Below are 19,560 nucleotides of genomic sequence, written 5' to 3' on the forward strand. Positions count from 1 at the left end.
ACGCCCTAATTTTGCGGCGTTTGCGCGGCGGACATGGTCCAGCCGCCGCCCAAGGCCTGATGCAGGCTGATCAGCGCCTGCAGACGCAGCAGCTTCACCTGCACCAGCGTGTCCTGGGCGTTGAAGAGAGTTTGCTCGGTCTGCAGCACCGTCACCAGATCGACGGTACCTTCGCGCAACTGCTGCTCCGAGATGGCATAGGCCTTGCGCGAACTCACCACCACGGCCTGCTGCAGCGCTTCCTGGCGGGCATATAGGCGCACGGCCGCCAAGGCATTCTCGACATCGACGAAGGCCTGCACCACCGTCTTGCGGTAGGCGGCAACCTGGGCGCTCTGCACGCCATTGGCGCGCTCGACATTGCCGCGCAGGGTTCCGCCATCGAAGATGGGTTGGGTCAGGCCTGCCGCGATCGAATAGAAACCCGATGCCGGATCGAACAGGCTCTTGAGCGCAGCGCTCTGGACGCCGCCTTGCCCGGTCAGCGAGATCGAGGGGAATTGGGCGGCTCTTGCCGACAACGCATCCTGATGGGACGCCATCAGGCTGGCTTCCGCCGCAGCGATGTCGGGCCGGCGCGTCAGCAATTGCGAGGGCAGCCCTGCCGCGACGACCGGCACGCGCAAACGGCCGAGACCGCCACCCTTGATGTCTACCAGGGCCGGGGGCTTGCCGACCAGCAAGGCGACAGCCGCCTTGTTCTGCGCCACCGACAATTCGAGCGGCGGGATGCTGGCGCGCTGCTGGTCGAGCAGGCTCTGCTGCTGGGCGACCTGCAGCGACGTCGCCGTTCCCGCTTTGAGCTGGTTGTTGATCAGCGTCATGATCCGGCTGGCACTGGCGACGTTCTCGCGCGCAATGCGCAGCCTGTCCTGGGCGCCGAGGATGGCAAAATAGGCATCCGCCACATTGGCGATCGCCGTCAATTCCACCGTGTCGCGATCGAAGCGGCTTGCAGCCTCGCTCGACCTGGCACTGGCCAGGGCCTGGCTGTTCTTGCCCCAGAAATCGATCTCGTAGCTGGCGCTCGCCGACAGGCCATAGGTGGCGCGCCCGCGTCCGACTCGCCCTGTCGACGAGGCTGCGCGGGCCCGCTGGGCCGAGACGTCGCCATCGATCTGGGGAAACAAGGGGGCCCTTGCAATGGTAATGCCGGCCTGGGCCTGCTCGATATTGGCGATGGCGGTTGCGATGTCGAGATTGCCCATCTGCGCCTGCGCGACCAGCGCCGTCAGTTCGGGAGAACCGAAACTGCGCCACCAATCCGTACGCAGCGGCTCGGTCGGCTTGGCTTTCGCAGCCTGGTCATAGGCGCTCGGCACGGCAATTGCGAGGTTGAGCGGGCGAACATCGGCGCAACCGGCCAGGATCGCCGCAAGCCCGGGCAACATACCGACTGCCGTTGCTGAAGTACGCATCTGACGAAGAGAAAACTTCACGATGGGGCCTTCGAAAAGGAGCGTTCCAGTGACCCTAGGGCAGGAATCACCAACATGCCAAGCACATAGCCAAGTCGACGGCATCGCGCGAGCGTTGCGGGAGCACCTGTTTGCTGGCAAGCGCCATGCCTCGATTCCTTTCCGTCATGCCGTGTGCCTCAAACTGGCCCGGTGACTATGGCAGGACCGTGTTTGCGGGGGTCGTTCTGCTCTGTAAAGTTGTGTGAAGTGAACTTTTTTGCCGGCAATCGAACAATGCTCGACTGCACTGGTTAACCGCCCTTTTCCTACTGATTTTGTTCAGAAAATATTGACCCCACCATGGCCGCCACGACGAGTGGGCCGGTGTCCTGGTGCCGCATGGGCCCATTCGGGGGCTTTCAATTTGTCGGATCTTGCGCTATCGGCTGTTTACGGTTTGGAAACCTTGCCGCAATTCAGACGCAATGTCAGGGCGTCTTTATGGCGGAAATCGGGGAAATCCACCACCGGACACGAAGTGCAGAACGGCTTCGTGCTTCGAAATGAAACAGCAGGATGCGCTCGTACTGCGCCCCGCCATGTCGTGTTCGACACGCCATGGCCGCACGCAGACCACGACGCCTCTTCGCTCCATAAGAAGGATTCTGAGATGGCGGAAAACCTCTCGGCTGTTCCAAATCGCGTCGAGTTGCGTATTTCCGACACTTCATCTCCTTCCCGGGTATCCGGAGCGGTCGTCAAGGCGACCGTCGCTCTCATGGGCTGTGCCGCATTGGCCAGTTGTGCTGCACCCAACCAGGCCTATGCCCCCAAGCCTGCCACCACGCAGGTCGCGGCCGCCACCAGCACCGCCGTCGTGCCTCCGCCGTCAGGCACGCGCGTGGCCATGCCGCCCGTCCGCAGCAAGAACGGCACGGACAAGCCCTATGCCATCGGCGGCAAGCGCTATGTGCCGGCAAGCCATGATTCCAAATACACCGCCGTCGGCCTGGCGTCCTGGTACGGCCCGGGCTTCAACGGTCGCAAGACGGCTGTTGGCGAACGCTTCGACATGACGGGGCTTTCAGCCGCGCACAAGACCATGCCGCTGCCGAGCTATGCCCGCGTCACCAATCTGACCAACGGCACCTCGATCGTCGTTCGCGTGAACGATCGCGGCCCCTATGTACATGGCCGCCTGATCGACCTGTCGAGCCGGGCCGCTGACCTGCTGCAATTCAAGGGCTCCGGTGTCGGGCGGGTAAAGGTCGAGTATGTCGGTCGCGCTCCAGAATCCGGCTCCGACAACAAGATGCTGTTGGCGACCTTGCGGACCGACGGTACGCCGGCTCCCTTGCCGGCCGGCCTCCCGAACACCATGGTCGCCGATGCGGCTCCGCCGACGCGTCCGACCGCGACACCGATCCTGCCTGTCAAGGCCGTGACGCAGGTCGCTTCGGCAACCGAAGCCAAGCCCTCCAGGCTTGCAGCCCCCGAGATCAAGCCGGTGATGGTGCCGCCGGTCATTGCCCAGGCCGATCCGATGGATCCGCCCGTCGCCACGACCGAAGTGGCCGGCCTGACCAATATGGCGTTCACGCCGCTGCCGCCCTCGCGCCCGCGCAGTTCGGATGGTGTCCTGGGCAAGGTGCCGACCGGCTCGGTCGGCCAGGTCAATCTGGCGAAGGCCAAGGCGCCCGACGCTTCGATGGAACCGTCTATGGCCGTACAGCCAACGGCTCAGGCCTTTGCTGCGACACCGGCTCACGGGCCTGCGGTTCTGGTGCCGACTCCGCCCGTCACCGCTTCGATGGCTGGACAATAGGCCGGATCGCCAATCAACCAAAGAATCAAAAAGCTCGCACATCCCTTTGTGCGAGCTTTATTTTTGCGCGGATGAGGTTGTTTCCGCTCGCGTTTAACCGCCCGTTGCCAAAGGCAGATCCGGCCGGGCACCCCATTCGGCCCAGGATCCGTCATAGATACCTTCGACAGGCTTGCCGACCGTATCGAAGGCCAGAGCCAGAATGGCAGCCGACACGCCTGAGCCGCAACTCGTCACCAGCGGTTTTTGGGTATCGATGCCAGCCGCCGCCATCGCCTCCTTGATTGTCTCTGGAGAGGCCAGGCGGCCGTTTTCGACAAGAGCGGCATAGGGAAGGTTGCGGGCGCCCGGCATGTGACCCGGGCGCACGCCCGGCCGCGGTTCAGCTGCCTCGCCGCGGAAGCGCTCTGCCGGCCGGGCATCGACGATTTCCGCGCTGCCTTCCGCCAAGGCGGCCTGGACCTCGCCGACGCTCTTGACCTGGCTGCCGTCGAAACGCGCAGTGAAGCGAACCGGCACCGGATGCGGCTCACCGCTCTCGACCGGACGGTTCTCGGCCTGCCAAAGCGGAAAGCCGCCGTCGAGGATGGAAACCCTGGAGGCGCCGAAGATCCGGAAGGTCCACCACACTCGCGGCGCCGAGAACAGACCGGCACCATCATAAATGACGATATGCTTGCTCTCGGCGATGCCGAGCGCACCGACGGCTGCAGAGAAAACCTCGGGACTGGGCAGCATATGGGGCAGACCGCTGCTCGCATCGACCACCTTGTCGATATCGAAGAACACGGCACCGGGAATATGAGCGGCCAGAAATTCGGCCTGACCGTTGCGATTGGCGGCCGGCAGGTGCCAAGAGGCGTCGACCACAGCCAAGTTCTCGTCGCCGAGATGTGCGGCCAGCCAGGCTGTAGATACCAGGTGGGGAGAGGAGGTCATGGTGTATCCCTATGCCTTCTTGCGGGTTTTCTTGCCGGTGAGCCGGTCGAGAGCCAACCTGGCTTTCTCATGTCCCTGGGCAGCTGCCTTGCGATACCAGGCTATGGCGTCCTTCTTGCTGGCACGGATCCCGCGTCCGTCCTCATAGAAAACACCGAGATTGAACTGGGCGACCGGCTCGTCCTGCTCCGCCGCCAGCTTGAACCACTTCAACGCTTCGACTTCGTCCTTTGGTGCACCGGTACCATCGGCAAGTTGCACGGCAAGATTGGTCTGGGAAGGACTGTAACCATCCTCGGCTGCTTGCCGATACAGTGAAACTGCCTTGGCTGGATCCTTCGGCACGCCTTTGCCTTCGGCATAGAACAACGCCAGATTGTGCCGGGCTGCGTTATATCCCTTGTCCGCGGCCTTGGCATACCATTTGGCCGCCTCGGCCGGCTCGGGGGACAGGCCCAGCCCCTCGTCATAGGCATAGCCGAGATCCATCTGCGCCGAGCCCAGGCCCTGTTGCGCTGCCTTGGTGTACCAGACCACGGCAAGAGCCGCGCTCTTCTCGACTCCATCCCCCTTGGCATGACGTTGGGCGAGCTCATATTGAGCATTGGCGCTGCCGGCGGCAGCTGCCTTGCGATAGTAGTCTACGGCAGTGGCAGGATCGGCTGCGACGCCATTCGCCTGTTCGTACATGACCCCTAGATTATAGGCGGCTTCACCGTCGCCATGCTCGAAGGCTTGGCGATAAAGAGCCAGGGCCTGCTCGACGCTCTGTTCGACGCCGTCGCCTCTGAGATAGAGGCCGGCAAGATTGTTCTGGCAACCGCTTTCGCCCGCATCCGCCCCCTTCTTGTACCACGCCACAGCCGCTGCGAAATCCGCTTCCACGCCACGGCCTTCCTCGGAAAGGATGCCCAGGTTGAGGAAAGCCCGTTTCTCGCCGAGGTCGACGGCCTGAAGGTAGGATTGGCGCGCCTTCTCATACTGCCCGGCCGCGTCCAGGGACCGCCCGAGCATATAGGCAAACCGCCCTTCCTTCGGCTGTTCGGCCAGAGCCTGCTCACAAGCCGGGATCGCCTTGGCATGATCGATATCCGCCATGGCGAACCCCGGGGCGAGGGAAAGCGGGTCGCTTCCGTTGCGCGAAGCCAGGCGGTCGCAATCGGTCACCGGCACACCGGTGCCGGGGCGGGACCGATCGGCGATCTCACGCTGTGTACAAGCCAGGTGCCTGGCGTAGGAGCCAGCTCCCGTTTCGACCTTGGTCCGGCCTTCCGCATAGCAGGCGCCCTGGATGTCCTCCGGTACCTTGGCCCAGATGTCGTTCAATTCGACATAGGCCGTCGATTCCCGGTTGAAACAGGCGACCATTTCCGGGCTGTCCAGCATCACCTTCGGCGGCCGGCCGACCGTGTCCAGGCAATAATCGTCCGACCGATAAATCGGAAACATCTCCGCCGAGGCCTGCCCGGCGAGCACCGTCACCAGCGTCGCTGCCAGCGCGGCCCCGCCTATTCTTCCTGCCATCACGCCCCCAAAAGCCAAGCCGTCTACCGCGCTAGCCAAATCGCCAGGCGGTTATCCCGGTACAGCCGCCTTATCCAGGAACCAGTGGATCGGACCGGCAGCCTCCACATGGGCCGATGGCAGATCGGCACCGGCAAAGACCTTTGAGAGCGTCTCGCGCTTGTCGGCCCCGGCCGCGAGAAAGGCGACGGCCCGGCTCGAGGCGATGGCCGGGAAGGTCAGGGTTACCCGCGGCACGAAGGGGTCCAGGCCGGGATCGGAATGAACGACCCAGCGATCTCGCACCGCCAGAGCCGGCTTGCCTGGAAAGAGGGAGGCCGTATGCCCGTCCGACCCGACACCGAGCAGCATGATATCGAAGAGTGGCCGATCCGGATCGAGCGTCTGGGCGCCATAGTAAGCCTTGAGCGCCTGCTCATAGGCTTGCGCCGCAGCCTCGGGCGAGGTCGGCGCGGCCGCAATCTCGTGAATGTTCTGCACGGGCACCGGGACATGGTCGAGCAGAGCAGCCTTGGCCATCAGCGTGTTGCGCCTGGCATCGTCGCCAGGAACGATGCGTTCGTCGCCCCAGAACCAATGAATGCGCTCGAAGGGCAGGGCGGAACGCCAGGGATCGCGAGCCAGGCGCTCATAGAGGCGCTTGGGCGTCGAACCACCGGACAGAGCCACGGCAATGGGCCCCGGCCGTCCCTTGAGTTCGGCGACGAACCAGTCGGCCGCACGGTCGGCCAAGGCGTCGGCGTTCTCGGAGACATCGATGATGCGTTCGCTGCTCATGCGATTGGCCGCCAGCTGCGCCCGTCGCGGGCAAGCATGACCTCGGCTGCCGCCGGGCCTTCGGAACCGGCAGCATAGGTGGCAAGCCCCCGATCGCCGGCATTGGCCCAGGCATCGAGGAAGGGCTGCACCGCGGCCCAGCCGGCCTCGACCCCGTCGGCGCGCTGGAACAGCATGGCATCGCCGATCATGCAGTCATAGATCAGCGTTTCGTAACCCGTGCTCGCGGCCGCTTCGAAATAATCCTTGTACTTGAAGTCCATGCCGACACCGGCCAGGTCGATCTTGGGACCCGGCACCTTGGCGTTGAAATGCAGCGTGATGCCTTCTTCCGGCTGGATGTCGAGCACCAGCGTGTTGGGACCCATGCCGGACAGGGCGGTGTCGCGGAACATGGCGATCGGCGCGTCCTTGAAGCGGATCGCCACTTCCGTCTTGCGCTTGGCGAGGGCCTTGCCGGTGCGCAGATAGAAGGGCACGCCTGCCCAGCGCCAATTGTCGATGGCGAATTTGATCGCGGTAAAGGTTGGCGTGACGCTCTTGGGATTGACGTCCTGCGAGGCACGATAGGCCGTGATCGGCGTGTCCTTGATGATGCCGGGACCATATTGGGCCCGCACCGAGTTCAGGATCGCCTGTTCGGGCGTATATTGGGTGATTGCCGCTAGGGCCTCCGCCTTCTCCGAACGCACCGAATTGGCCGAGTAGCGGGCCGGCGGCTCCATGGCGACCAGCGACAGCAGCTGGCACAGATGGTTGGGCACCATGTCGCGCAGGGCGCCGGTGGCATCGTAGAAGGCGCCGCGACGCTCGACCGTGACGGTCTCGGCCACACTGATCTGGACGTGGTCGATATGATCGCGGTTCCAGATCGGCTCGAACAGGCCGTTGGCAAAGCGCAGGATCATGATGTTCTGGACCGTCTCCTTGCCCAGATAGTGATCCATCCGATAGATCTGGTCTTCGCTCAGCACGCTCAAGAGCTGCCGGTTGAGGGCCTGGGCCGAGGCAAGGTCGGTGCCGAACGGCTTTTCGACGATGACGCGTCGCCAGGGGCCGCCTTCCACTTCCTGGCTGAGGCCGACCTCCTGGAGGAGCCGGGTGATCGGAGCGAAGCCCGAGGGCGGCGTCGCCAGGTAGAAGAGGCGGTTGCCGCCGGTGTTGCGTGCGCTCTCGACCTTTTCCAGATGCCGGGCGAGATCCCGGAAACTATCGGGGTTCTCGACTTCGGCAACCACGCTGGTGACACAGGCGAACAATTTGTCGGCGACGGCCTGGTCGACCGGACGGGTAGCAAACTGCTTGAGGCCGTCCACCAGGGACTGGCGGAAGACATCGTCCGCCATGGGGCGGCGCACCACGCCGACGATGGCGAAGTTTTCCGGCAGCAGGCCGGTGGCCGCAAGATTATAGAGGGCGGGGACGAGCAGGCGCTTGGTCAGGTCGCCATTGGCGCCGAAGACGACGAAGCAGCAAGGGCCGGCGGCGCCGCCCTTGTTGATGTGGTGGGCATTCATAACTCAAGCCTTGGGCGTGGAATTCTTCGGTTCGACGTGGCCGCCAAACCCCTTACGCATGGCGGAGAGGATCTTCTCCGCATAGGTGTGCTCCTGGCGGGAGCGGAAGCGGGTGTAGAGAGCGGCGGTGAGGACTTCGGCCGGTACGGCCTGGTCGATGGCCGCCTCGATCGTCCAGCGTCCTTCCCCGGAATCCTCCACGAAGCCGGAATATTCGCTCAGTTCCTCGTCGGCGGCGAGAGCGCTCGCCGTCAGGTCCAGCAGCCAGGACGTGACGACACTGCCGCGACGCCAGACTTCGGCGATATCGGCCATGTTGAAATCGAATTTCTCGCCTTCGGCCCGGCCTTCATTGGCAGCCGAGCGCAGGATGTCGAAACCTTCCGCATAGGCCTGCATCAGGCCGTATTCGATGCCGTTGTGGATCATCTTGACGAAATGTCCGGCGCCGCACGGGCCGGCATGGATATAGCCTTGCTCGGCGCGCGGATCGTGCTTGTCACGCCCCGGCGTGCGCGGAACATTGCCGATGCCCGGCGCCAGCGTGGCGAAGATCGGATCGAGGCGGGTGACCGTTTCGGTCTTGCCGCCGATCATCATGCAATAACCGCGCTCCAGGCCCCAGACACCGCCGGAGGTGCCGACATCGATATAATCGAGCCCCTTGGCGGCCAGTTCCTTGCCGCGGCGGACATCGTCCTTCCAATTGGTGTTGCCGCCATCGATGATCACATCGCCCGGAGACATGAGGCGCGAAAGCTGGTCGATGGTGCCCTGGGTGACGGCTCCCGCCGGCAGCATGACCCAGACGGCACGCGGCGGCGTCAGCTTCGAGACGAGATCGGCAAGATCGCTTGCACCAACCGAGCCTTCGGCCACCAGAGCCTGAACCGCCGGAGGAGCGCGGTCATAGACGACGGTGGTGTGGCCGTTCTTCATCAGGCGGCGAGCAATGTTGCCGCCCATGCGGCCCAGGCCGATGATTCCCAATTGCATTGGCTGATCTCCTTTTGCCGCCCCCGGCAGCTTATCGTCCGTTACGTGCTTAGCACCGTTTTCAGCTCTCGCAAGCGCATGTATTCATCACTTCATGAGCATGACGAGGGGATGACGCGCCATTTTTGCATGGCACGCCGCAATGGCAGCTTGACCCATCCGCTCATGACGCTTAGAGACACCGCAATTGCAGGGCAAGGTCCTGCCTGGTGAGAGCTCGTAGCTCAGTCGGTAGAGCACGTGACTTTTAATCATGGGGTCGTGGGTTCGAATCCCACCGAGCTCACCACTGATTTTCCTGACACTATCGAAGAAATGATGGGGCGTCCCGATACCGGGACCCAGTCCATACTATCTGCAAGCCCATCTGCAGAAAGAATGCTAGATTTTGCAGCGGGATCAGAGCAGGCAGGGACATCATGGCCAGCGAGAAGGCCGCGCTGGAGCAGGCACGTCGCGATTTTGCCAGGTCGATGCTGAAGGAAAGCGGATCGGGTGATCCGCGCATCGAGAGGGCATTCGAACTCGTGCCGCGCGAAGCCTTCTTGCCGCCCGGCCCCTGGCTGACCACTCATCATGGCGGTTATGTCGAAACGCCGAATGCCGACCCGATCCACCTCTACAGGAACCGTCTGATTGCCATAAAGGCGGACAAGCAGATCAACACGGGCGAACCCGCCCTGCATGCGGCATGGCTTGGGGCGGTGGCTCCCAGGGCAGGGGAGAGGGTCAGCCATATCGGGGCCGGCCTGGGATATTATACTGCGATGTTATCCGTGCTGACATTGCCCGGCGGGCACGTAACGGCATTCGAGATCGAAGAGGATCTCGCCGAGCAGGCCCGGCACAACCTCAAGCCGTTCGATGGCGTCAACGTGATTCGAGCCGATGCAACGCGCACCGCCTTGCCGCCCTCGGATCTCATCTATGTCAATGCAGGCGTGGTTGCCCCGCCGCTGGCCTGGCTTGCCGCGCTGCAGCCTGGGGGGCGCCTGATCTTTCCCTGGCGGCCGCGTGAGGAAATCGGCCTCGCCCTGCGGGTGGAGGCCACGGCCGCTGGTTTCGCCGTCAAGGCACTGATGCCATCCTGGTTCATTCCGTGCACGGGCGCGTCGCGGGAGATCCGCACGATTCGCCAGCCGCGCTCCTCGCGTGAAGCCTCGGCCGTCCGCTCGCTTTGGCCCCTTGCGCAGAAGGCGCCGGATGAGAGCGCGATCGCCATCTATCCCGATCTTTGGTTCTCCTCGGCCGCATTGAACGCCTGATCGCCTGGACCAACAATAGCGTCCAAAAAGGCGCTTGACCTTACAATGATGGGAAGCCCTACAAGGTCTTCATCGATTGGAGACCTCGCATGATCACGTTGAAAGTACCGGAAATGAGCTGCGGCCACTGCGTCAAGACGATCACGGGGGCGTTGCAGGCGATCGACCCCGGCGCAAAGGTCGAAATCGACCTCGGCACGCAAACCGTCAAGGTGGCAAGTGCCGCCGACGAGGCGAAATTGCGCGCTGCAATCGCCGAGGCCGGTTACGAGAGCGAGAAGTTGCCGGCCTGATTGCCCGGCCGACGGAGAAGGGGCCGGCCATCGCCGGCCGGCCCCTTGGCTCGTCTGGGCACATTGCCATGCAACGGCGCCGCGATCCGTTTCGGCCTAGCCGTGCGCGCCGAACTCGAGGGCAATGGCGGCGCCGATGGCGAGAATCGTCCGATAGGTTCTTTCGATCGGATCGATGAGATTGCGCGTCAATGCCGCATAGTTTGACGGTGCATCGCCCGGATAGGTGAAAGGCTCGGCGAGACTGTAGCCTTCCATGGTCAGTCCATTCACCGGATAGGCATCGCGCAGCAGCGCGACGGCTTCGGGAATGCGCAGGCTGAAGATCAACTCCATGATGTCCTCGCGCGAGACATCGTTGCGCGTGGAGAATTTCGGCACCCGGGCGGCCATCAGCAATATGTGCTGCAGCAAGGCAAGTCGAACCGCCTGCAGCATGTCGAGCCTTTCGCGGTTTTCGGAGATCGACTTGCCCAGATCCTGCCCGGCAAGGTCGAGCAGGCGATGCAGCGAGATGGCATCGAGCCTGAGCCTTACCGCCAATTCGTTGATCGAGACGGCCCGGTCGTCATCCTCCAGCAATTGGGTGATGAACAAGCAGGGCTCCGCCAGATGCGGTTCAGCGCCGGCATAGGGACGCGTCGACCAGAAGGAACGATCGAACAGAGTCGAGAAGGCGGCCAGCGCCTTGATGCTGGAGCGCCGTTTCATGTGCACGACGTGCGAGGTCAGGCGACGCAGCCGGTCCGATTTGGCGAAGGTGTCGATGAAGCGATCCTCGTCGCCCCGCAGCGCCGTACCGAAACCGGCGATCACCGTGGCGGGATGGCCGAGCTGCTGCAGAATGGCATTGTGCGGAATGGCGCGGATACGCCGGACCTGATGCACCTCGCCGCCGGACACGTCGAACTGCCGGCGCGACTTGCGCGAGCCGGTTTCGTTCAGGAGGCCCTGGGCAAAAGAACCGAGCGCCCGGTGATAAGCATGATCATCGAGCAGTTTGCTATGAAAAGAGGCAAGCCTGCGGAAGAAGTCGAAGGAGAAGGTGGTGTTGGAATAGAAGGGATCGTCGCTGGCCGGCATTTCCCGCCAAGCCACTTCGGCTTCCAGCATGCGTGTCAGCGAGGCGAGGGCGAGTTCGGGCGTCTCGAAATAGATGAAGCCATCGCCCCCCTGAAAGCTGACCTCATGCTTGAGGGCAATGCCCCGGCTTTCGAATTCACGGCGAGCCCAGGGGCTCATCACATAGAAGGCTCGGTCCTCGAAATTGCCCTGGTGAGCGCCGCGCCCCGCCGATTCACCATGGGTGTCGAAGATCAGGACTTCGACATCCGTCAGCCGATGCCGCTCGCAGGCCCTGGCCAATTGGCCGTGCAGACGCTCGATTGCCAGCGCCGCGGTAATCTGGCCCATGAATCGGCCCGAATCGGAAAACCCGGTCTGGATCGCCAGCCGGCCACGCCGGCGCACCGCCTGGCGGTATTCCTCGATACCGAACAGCACATCGAAGAACCGCGAGGCGCCTTCCAGCGCCGTCGGCGTCTCGAACAGGGGCGAAACATCGAGCTTGTCCTCGACACCGAACAGGCGGGCAAAATAGACCGCGGCCATCACGGTCGCCGGCGCCTCGCATTCGGCAATGAGCAGACGGATGCTCGAATCCCGGTCGACATGTTTGAGGATCTGCGCCGCCAGCACGAATTGGCGTAGCGCCGTCTTCTGCTCGATGTCGAGCGAACCGAAATTGACGGAGACCGGCTGGGCCTCGCGAATGAATGTCGCCAGCCGTTCCAGCATCGAGCGGGAGGTGATGTTTTCCTCCGAATCGATATCGAGATGCTGGCGCATTGCATTGTGCAATTGCGTGGCATTGATGCGCATATGCACTTCGCCGACCCCGAAGCCGAGGGTCAGCATTTCGCTGCGCAGGGCAACGAGGTCGAGCGCGATCTCGGGCGGCGCATCAGCGATCGCGATGTCGATCAGGGCAATATAGGGCCGCACGCTGGTGGCCGCATCCGGATGGCGGGCCGTGAGAAGATCGGCCGCCTGCCGAAGCGCGGGACGATCGAGCGGCGACTGGCTGAAGGCCGCCAGAATGCCGCCATTCCAGGCACGCGTGCGCTCGATGCGAGCGCTCAGCTCTTCGAGACGCTGGGCGGTCTGGGAGTCTGGCCCGACCTGGGCGGCGATGCGCAGAACCTCGCCGAGATAGCGATCGATCTGGTGCTGCTTTTCAGCGAGGCGGAAACGGAAGGAATCGATCCAACGAATATCGGTGCGGCCATCGAGATCATAGCCGATCCACGTACCCAAGCCGGCATAGCCGACTGTAACGGCCCGCCATTCCGCCGATCGCCGTTCACGCAGGACTTCGGCGACGATACGAGCGAATTCACCGATTGCCGTCTTGGCGGCATCGAGGGCGACCATGGCGGCCGCATGCTCGACCTGCAGGGTAATGGGATTGTCCGGTGCCATCAACGCATCCGGCAGCGTGGCCTCGCTACCGCAGGCCATCCGTGCCAGGCATGCCCGATTGGCGCTGGAAAGCAGGAAGGTCGGATGTCCGGTGAAGACGATGCCAAGCTGGGTGCGCGCCAGCGGGGAAGCGCTCGAAACGCCGCGGCGACCGGTTGCGAGCAAATGTTCGGCCACACGGCGCAGGCTCTTGCGGTTGCTTGCCATGTCGAGCGGGCCGACATAGTCCCGCAGGGCCTCCGCGCGCGCCGCGAAGGTCTCCTGGCTGAGCCGCAGGGCAAGGGCCTCGAAATCCTCCCGCGTCAGGCGCCCGGCTTCAAGCTCGCGCGACAATTCGAAGGCCAGTTGGGCCACTGGATTGTAGCGCGGCTCGTCAACCAGCTTGGCGCGGGCGCTATCGAGCTTGTCGCGGCAGAAACGTTCGAGCTCGACGATACGGTCGTCAGGTCCAGGATCCGGCAAAGGTGCATCCATCTGGGTTCTCGGTCGACAGGTTCTTTTCAGGCGGTCCCATAAACCACCTCGGCATCGGAAACGAGCAAAAATCGTGCCGGAGACACAGCCAAAACGAAAGAATCGATCAACGCGGCCGGCCAGTTCGTTTCGATTGCGCTGAGTCTCCTTCATGCAGGACAGGGCTCAAGCGCGCGCGGGCTGGCAGTTCCCGCTTGGGTGTGCCCTATGGCGAGCGGCATTCGGCACCGATCCACACGCGCTAGCCGATACCACTCGTGCCGGCTGAAATCGCCGAGGAACGGAAATTCCACTCGGGTAAAATATGGGTGTCGGCTGACGACCGTCCCTAGCCCTTGGCTTTGACGAAACGCGAAAAGGCGTCGAGGGTGGCCTTGCTGACGTGGTGTTCGATACCCTCGGCATCCCGCCGGGCGGTATCGGCGTCGATTCCTAGGGCCAGCAGAAAAGCCTCGACGATATGATGGCGCTCACGGCTGGCCTCGGCGAGCGCCTGGCCCGCTTCGGTGAGGAAGACGCCGCGATAGGGGCGCTGGGCCACGAACCCCTCGTCCGCCAATCGTTTCAGCATTTTGGCAACGGTCGGCTGGGCCACGCCGAGACGGGCAGCGATATCGACCTGCCTGGCTTCGCCGCCGTCGCTGATCAGGTCGGCGATCAACTCGACATAGTCCTCGATCAGTTCGAGGCGGCGGGCTTCGCGCGCCTGGCGGAAACTCTCGACGTGGACGACGGCGTCGACCAGGCCCGGTTCGGGGGGTGAAAGCGCAGCGGAACGTTTCATGCCGGCTCTCCTAAGCTGATTCCGGTGTGCATCCCAAGGCGGCGAGCAATCGCTGGCAGCCGGGTTTGCGGCATTGCAATTGCGGGTATGCCCGATCCGCGTAGCCTTATCAATGGCGGCGATGAAATACAGCCTTGGCGTTTATCCATTGACCAATCTTTAGAGTATAGCATATGCTATATTCATCGACATGGAATGATGCGGATCGTCGTGGTGGAGAAGGGTATGAGTGCGGATGGTGCGGGAGCGGCCTCGGCCGAGCAGGGGGGCTGGCGTGCGGCTCCCGAAGAGGAACGGCGGCCAAGTCTGGGGACGATGAATGCCAGCATTCCCGTGCCGAAGACGGGTTTGTGGGTGCGCCGATTCCTGGCCTTTCTCGGCCCGGGTTACATGGTGTCCGTCGGCTATATGGATCCCGGCAATTGGGCGACCGACATCGCCGGAGGCTCGAAATTCGGCTACACGCTGTTGAGCGTGATCCTGCTGTCGAACCTGATGGCCATCGTGCTGCAGGCCTTGGCGGCGCGGCTCGGCATCGTAACGGGGCGCGACCTCGCCCAGGCCTGCCGCGACCATTATTCCCGCCCGGTGAACCTCATGCTCTGGTTCGCCTGCGAATTGGCGATCATCGCCTGCGACCTCGCCGAGGTCATCGGCACGGCCATCGCCCTCAATCTCCTGTTCGGCATTCCCCTGGTCTACGGCGCCATCATCACGGCGGTCGACGTCTTCCTGGTGCTGATGCTGATGCAGCGCGGCTTCAGGACGCTGGAAGCCTTCGTGATCGCGCTTTTGATCGTGATCTTCGGCTGCTTCATCATCCAGATCGTTCTGGCTGCGCCCGCAATCCACGATATCGTCGGCGGGTTCCTGCCGCAGGCCAAGATCGTCACCAATCCCGAGGCTCTCTACATCGCCATCGGCATCATCGGCGCCACCGTGATGCCGCATAACCTCTATCTGCATTCCTCGATCGTGCAGACCCGCGCCTATGAGCGCACGGAGGAGGGCAAGCGCTCGGCCATCCGCTGGGCCGTGACCGACAGCACCATAGCGCTGATGCTGGCCCTGTTCGTGAACGCGGCCATCCTGATCACGGCAGCAACCGTGTTCCATCAGAATGGCCGAACCGATGTCGAGGAGATCGAGCAGGCCTATCAATTGCTGTCGCCGATGCTCGGTGTGGGCATCGCCTCCACGCTGCTGGCGGTTGCCCTGCTGGCCTCGGGCGTCAACTCGACGGTAACGGCCACGCTCGCCGGCCAGATCGTGATGGAGGGCTTCCTCCACCTGCGCATCCCGGACTGGGCCCGCCGCCTGATCACGCGCGGTATCGCCATCGTGCCGGTGGTCGCCGTCACCGCCCTCTACGGCGATCAGGGCACCAACAAGCTGCTGGTGCTCAGCCAGGTGATCCTGTCGATGCAACTGCCCTTCGCGATCATCCCGCTGGTCCGCTTCGTCTCGGACAAGCGCAAGATGGGAGCCTTCGTCACGCCGGCCTGGCTGACGATCCTGTCCTGGATGATCGCCGGCGTCATCCTGGTTCTGGATATCAAGCTGCTGGTGGACACCTTCACGGGGGCCTGAACCCAGCGAAAGGCATGATGAGTGCCGCAGCCGTTGTGACAGCGTCGGGTCCGATCTCGAAATCGGGTCCGGCGCTCTAGTCATACCAGGGCGCGTAAGGGCCGACCCGTCATTGCGAGCGAAGCAATAACGGAGTTGGGTGAGCCAAACTTTATGCAGGCTTGTCCTATATGCGCCAAAGCGGATTATGCTGTTGGCAGCGTCAGGTCAGTTCGCATGCACAAGGGCCAGGCGGGCCAGGCGCTCGGCCGTATCCTGGGAGCCCGCCTTGGCAGCAGCTTCGTAGAAAGCCTTTGCCTGTGCCGCATTCGCCTGGGAGGCGTCCTTGACGATGGCAGGATCATAGGTCTCGGCCAAAGCGAACAAGGCGCGAGGATCGGTGCCGCTTCGATAAGATTCGAGAGCCTCCCTCGCGCCGACCACGTCACCGCCGGCCAACAATTCACGCGACGACTGCACGGCCTGGTCGATCTCGTCCAGGGTAATGGCAATGGTGCTGACATTGCGCGTCGCGCTCTGCGGAGCAGGCACCGAAGCCGGTGCGGGAGACGTGACGTTCGGGGCCGGCGCGGCAGCCGGGGGCGGTGCGGCGGCAACCTTCGTCTCCGGTGGAGCCGAGGCAGGCGGCGCGACCATACTGCCCAAAGATTGCAGCTTCTCCGGATTGGCCCAGAAATAGGCTCCGACTGCGGCGATGCCGGCCGCGAGCAATACGGAGGCGATCAGGGCCGGTGGAATTTTGATCTTTGCCCAATTGCGCCTGGAAACATGCGTATCATTGGCATTGGCCGCCGGATTGACACCGAAGCGCGTGGTTTTCCGCGCCGGTGCCGGCTGAGGCACGACCGGTTTTTCTTCCTTGACCGCAGGAGCAACGGGCGTCGCTCCTGCATCAGCATATGCTGCCAATGAACTGCCGCCATTTCTCAGGTCCAGATCCTGCGGCGGTTCGGCCGTCGCGCTTACCGTCGACATGCGCGGCCGTTCGCGCGAAGGCGGGCCACGGAATTCGAAGGCTTGCTCGGCCTCGGGGCCTGGCTGCTCGGGAGCGGGAGCAGGCGTATCCAGCGACGCCGCACGCGGCATCTTCGGCGGTTCGACCTGCGCCTTCTTCTCCGTCTCTGGCGCGATCTCGATGAAGAGTGCTTCGCCGAAATCGAAGCCGTTGTCGTCCGCACTGTCCTCGACTGCCGGCGCGGAATCTGCCCGCACGGCAGCAGGTGGAGACGGAGGCTCGGGTGTCGGTACGGGCTTCGCTTCGGCTTCCGGGACTGGCGCCTCGGTGGGGCGGGTCCCAAGTTCCTTCGGCGGCGACGCCAGCGCCACCAGATGATCGAGGGAGGGGGAAGAGGGCTTGACCTCAACCGGCCCCGATTCGTTCAACTTTGCTTGGGTCGACTCGGCTTGCGCCGGCTTGGCTTCCTTGGCTTCGGCCGTCTCGACGACCGCCCTTGTCTCGGCAGCGCCGGCCTCATTGGCCGGCTTGGGCACGATCAGGCGCGGATCACGAGCGGACGGGGAAACAGCACGCTGCGCCGTGGCCGCGGCCTGCTTTTCCTTCAAAGCCTCCGCAGCCAAGCGCGCATTTTCCATATGGCGCTGAAATGCTTCGCGAACAGCCGCCGCGAGAGCCTCGTCTTTCTTCAGGGGTTCAGCCATATCGTTCCCACCCAAACGCTACACGGGCACCCACTGTGACGTGAAAAAAGGCCATCCAGCCGCGAGAGCGGAAAAGATAGCGTCCGGAGGAGTGCCTGCGCAAACAAATTCTTTAACCATTTGTTAACGAAGATGCAGCCTGGGTCGACGCACTGCCCTGAAAAGTTCACGAATATGGTTAAGGCGCTCCACTAGAGCCGAGCAAAGCCCGTTTGGGGATGCTACGATGTTGCAGTGCGACAACAAGATACGGTAGGGGCAGGGAATATTCGGGCTTGATGCTTTACGCCGCGACGCTTTTCGGGGATTGCTGTGTCGCCTTCCGGCTAGGCGGCGTCGGGCCAAGGCTTTTTCACGTGACCGCCTGCGTTCTTGCGTGTTTCCTGGAGCCGAACGCGTTCATGCGTGAGCGCGTTTTGCTCTAACTCTTTGGTTCGATGCGTCTTTGCGATTCCAGGCGATGCCGCCAAATCGCAAAACGCTCTAGGAAGGATTCGTCACATCCTTCCGACCCGTGATTGGGGCATCGCAGCCGGGCTGTAACACCAGCATCGGCGCCTGACGCCCAGGAGGAATTCGTGTCCGTTCAAAATCAGTCCCAGCGAGTCACCGCGCCGCAGATCCGCCTGCGCAAGGGAGGAGAGCCGATCGTGGTTCTCACCTCCTACCACACCCACACCACACGCATCATCGATCCCTTCGTCGACTGCATCCTGGTCGGCGACAGCCTGGGTATGGTCATGCACGGCATGGAAACCACGCTGCCGGTGACGCTGGAGATGATGATCCTGCAGGGCAGGGCAGTGATGCGCGGCTCCTCGCATGCCCTCGTCGTCGTCGATATGCCGTTCGGTTCCTATGAGGAATCGCCGCAGCAGGCCTTCCGCAACGCGGCACGGATTCTGAAGGAAACCCGCTGCGGGGCGGTCAAGCTCGAAGGCGGCGAACGCATGGCCGAGACCATCCGCTTCCTCACCGAACGCGGTGTGCCGGTGATGGCCCATGTCGGGCTCACACCACAATCGATCATGGCGCTCGGCTCCTTCCGGGCCCAGGGACGTGAAGAAGTCGATTGGGCCCCGATCGAGCGTGATGCCCAGCTGGTTGCCGAAGCCGGTGCCTTTGCCGTGGTGCTCGAAGCGATCGCCGAGCCGCTCGCCGCCAAGATTTCCGCCAATATCCCGATCCCGACCATCGGCATCGGCGCCTCGCCGACCTGTGACGGACAGGTGCTGGTGCTGGAGGACATGCTGGGGCTGTCCGACCGGGTACCGAAATTCGTCAAGCGCTTCGGTTCGCTCGGCGACCAGATCCGCGAAGCCGTGCAGGGCTATGCCGAGGCGGTGCGCGACCGCAGCTTCCCGGCGGCCGAGCATACCTATGGCATGAAGAAGAAATAACCCCGGCAGGACACTCGTCTGCGCCCTCCCGTCGGAAGGGCGCAGACGCAAGCCGTCATTGGAAGGCGACCTCATTGAAGCTGCGCAGCTTGCGGGAGTGCAGCTGACGCTTGTCCGTCTCGCGCAGCAGCGCCATGGTCTCCAGGCCGACGGCGAGATGTTGGGAGACCCGTTCGCGATAGAAGGAATCCGCCATGCCCGGCAATTTCAGCTGGCCGTGCAGCGGCTTGTCGGAAACGCACAGAAGCGTGCCATAGGGCACGCGGAAGCGGAAGCCATTGGCCGCAATGGTGCTCGATTCCATATCGAGGGCGATAGCACGGCTCTGGATGAAGGGCAGGTTCTGCACCGTCGAGGGGCGCAGTTCCCAGTTGCGGTCGTCCACGGTGGCGACCGTTCCCGTCCGCATCACCCGCTTGAGGTCATAGCCGGTCAATCCGGTGACCCTTCCGACAGCGCGTTCGATCGCGATCTGGATCTCGGCGAGAGCCGGCACAGGCACCTCGCGCGGCAGATCGGCATCCAGCACCTGGTCCTGGCGCAGATAGGCATGGGCGAGCACATAGTCGCCCAGCATCTGCGAATTGCGCAGGCCCGCGCAATGGCCGAGCATCAGCCAGGCATGCGGCCTGAGCA

At 63.3% G+C, this 19,560-nt stretch carries 15 protein-coding genes and 1 tRNA gene; 6 read left to right on the forward strand and 10 right to left on the reverse strand.

The annotated features are described in order from the left end of the window. Window positions 1-5 precede the first annotated feature (5 nt). Window positions 6-1,391, reverse strand: coding sequence for an efflux transporter outer membrane subunit (locus tag QM672_RS21035; protein WP_311938389.1), 1,386 nt, complete (start codon window positions 1,389-1,391; stop codon window positions 6-8). A 679-nt stretch (window positions 1,392-2,070) separates the two neighbouring features. On the opposite strand from QM672_RS21035, the gene QM672_RS21040 reads away from it, so the two are divergent. Then, window positions 2,071-3,225: a septal ring lytic transglycosylase RlpA family protein gene (locus QM672_RS21040; RefSeq protein WP_415084890.1), complete on the forward strand. Its 1,155-nt coding sequence runs from the start codon at window positions 2,071-2,073 to the stop codon at window positions 3,223-3,225. A 93-nt stretch (window positions 3,226-3,318) separates the two neighbouring features. Here the strand turns inward: QM672_RS21040 and sseA are convergent, their stop codons facing one another. Genes sseA through gnd form a run of 5 tightly spaced genes read right to left on the reverse strand, consistent with a single transcriptional unit; the run spans window position 3,319 to window position 8,978 of the window. Then, a complete protein-coding gene (gene sseA / locus QM672_RS21045; RefSeq protein WP_415084892.1) occupies window positions 3,319-4,164 on the reverse strand; it encodes a 3-mercaptopyruvate sulfurtransferase in 846 nt (281 codons plus the stop codon). A gap of 9 nt (window positions 4,165-4,173) precedes the next feature. Next, a complete protein-coding gene (locus QM672_RS21050; protein ID WP_415084894.1) occupies window positions 4,174-5,688 on the reverse strand; it encodes a tetratricopeptide repeat protein in 1,515 nt (504 codons plus the stop codon). Between the two features lie 51 nt (window positions 5,689-5,739). Continuing rightward, on the reverse strand, window positions 5,740-6,465 hold the full coding sequence (gene pgl / locus QM672_RS21055) for a 6-phosphogluconolactonase (protein WP_415084896.1): 726 nt from the start codon (window positions 6,463-6,465) through the stop codon (window positions 5,740-5,742). After that, on the reverse strand, window positions 6,462-7,982 hold the full coding sequence (zwf, locus tag QM672_RS21060) for a glucose-6-phosphate dehydrogenase (RefSeq protein WP_311938399.1): 1,521 nt from the start codon (window positions 7,980-7,982) through the stop codon (window positions 6,462-6,464). The genes pgl and zwf overlap by 4 nt, the downstream gene beginning before the upstream one ends. A 3-nt stretch (window positions 7,983-7,985) precedes the next feature. Further along, window positions 7,986-8,978, reverse strand: coding sequence for a phosphogluconate dehydrogenase (NAD(+)-dependent, decarboxylating) (gnd, locus tag QM672_RS21065; RefSeq protein WP_415084899.1), 993 nt, complete (start codon window positions 8,976-8,978; stop codon window positions 7,986-7,988). 213 nt (window positions 8,979-9,191) lie between these two features. On the opposite strand from gnd, the gene QM672_RS21070 reads away from it, so the two are divergent. The 3 genes from QM672_RS21070 (at window position 9,192) to QM672_RS21080 (ending at window position 10,536) form a co-directional block, all read left to right on the forward strand. Beyond that, a tRNA-Lys gene (locus QM672_RS21070) sits at window positions 9,192-9,267 on the forward strand. A gap of 130 nt (window positions 9,268-9,397) precedes the next feature. Further along, window positions 9,398-10,243: an SAM-dependent methyltransferase gene (locus tag QM672_RS21075; protein ID WP_311938403.1), complete on the forward strand. Its 846-nt coding sequence runs from the start codon at window positions 9,398-9,400 to the stop codon at window positions 10,241-10,243. An 89-nt stretch (window positions 10,244-10,332) separates the two neighbouring features. Beyond that, window positions 10,333-10,536, forward strand: a complete 204-nt coding sequence (locus tag QM672_RS21080; RefSeq protein ID WP_415084901.1) for a heavy-metal-associated domain-containing protein — start codon at window positions 10,333-10,335, stop codon at window positions 10,534-10,536. Between the two features lie 96 nt (window positions 10,537-10,632). On the opposite strand, the gene QM672_RS21085 is transcribed toward QM672_RS21080, so the two are convergent. After that, entirely contained in the window at window positions 10,633-13,491 is a 2,859-nt protein-coding gene (locus QM672_RS21085; RefSeq protein ID WP_415084903.1) for a phosphoenolpyruvate carboxylase, read from the reverse strand. A gap of 328 nt (window positions 13,492-13,819) precedes the next feature. Then, window positions 13,820-14,275, reverse strand: coding sequence for a manganese-binding transcriptional regulator MntR (mntR, locus tag QM672_RS21090; protein ID WP_149255206.1), 456 nt, complete (start codon window positions 14,273-14,275; stop codon window positions 13,820-13,822). A 225-nt stretch (window positions 14,276-14,500) separates the two neighbouring features. On the opposite strand from mntR, the gene QM672_RS21095 reads away from it, so the two are divergent. Then, entirely contained in the window at window positions 14,501-15,865 is a 1,365-nt protein-coding gene (locus tag QM672_RS21095; RefSeq protein WP_311938513.1) for an Nramp family divalent metal transporter, read from the forward strand. A 207-nt stretch (window positions 15,866-16,072) separates the two neighbouring features. On the opposite strand, the gene QM672_RS21100 is transcribed toward QM672_RS21095, so the two are convergent. Beyond that, complete coding sequence (locus QM672_RS21100) at window positions 16,073-17,524, reverse strand: hypothetical protein (RefSeq protein ID WP_415084905.1); 1,452 nt, start codon at window positions 17,522-17,524, stop codon at window positions 16,073-16,075. A gap of 578 nt (window positions 17,525-18,102) precedes the next feature. Between QM672_RS21100 and panB the strand changes: the two genes are divergently transcribed. Continuing rightward, window positions 18,103-18,924 (forward strand): 3-methyl-2-oxobutanoate hydroxymethyltransferase, encoded by an 822-nt coding sequence (panB, locus tag QM672_RS21105; RefSeq protein ID WP_311938412.1) that lies wholly within the window; start codon window positions 18,103-18,105, stop codon window positions 18,922-18,924. Between the two features lie 55 nt (window positions 18,925-18,979). Here the strand turns inward: panB and QM672_RS21110 are convergent. Then, on the reverse strand, window positions 18,980-19,560 hold a 581-nt coding region (locus QM672_RS21110; RefSeq protein ID WP_415084908.1), incomplete at its 5' end, for an AMP nucleosidase.

The sequence above is a fragment of the Labrys sp. (in: a-proteobacteria) genome (genome assembly GCF_047605565.1).
In the GTDB taxonomy this organism is placed as follows: Bacteria; Pseudomonadota; Alphaproteobacteria; order Rhizobiales; family Labraceae; genus Labrys; species Labrys neptuniae.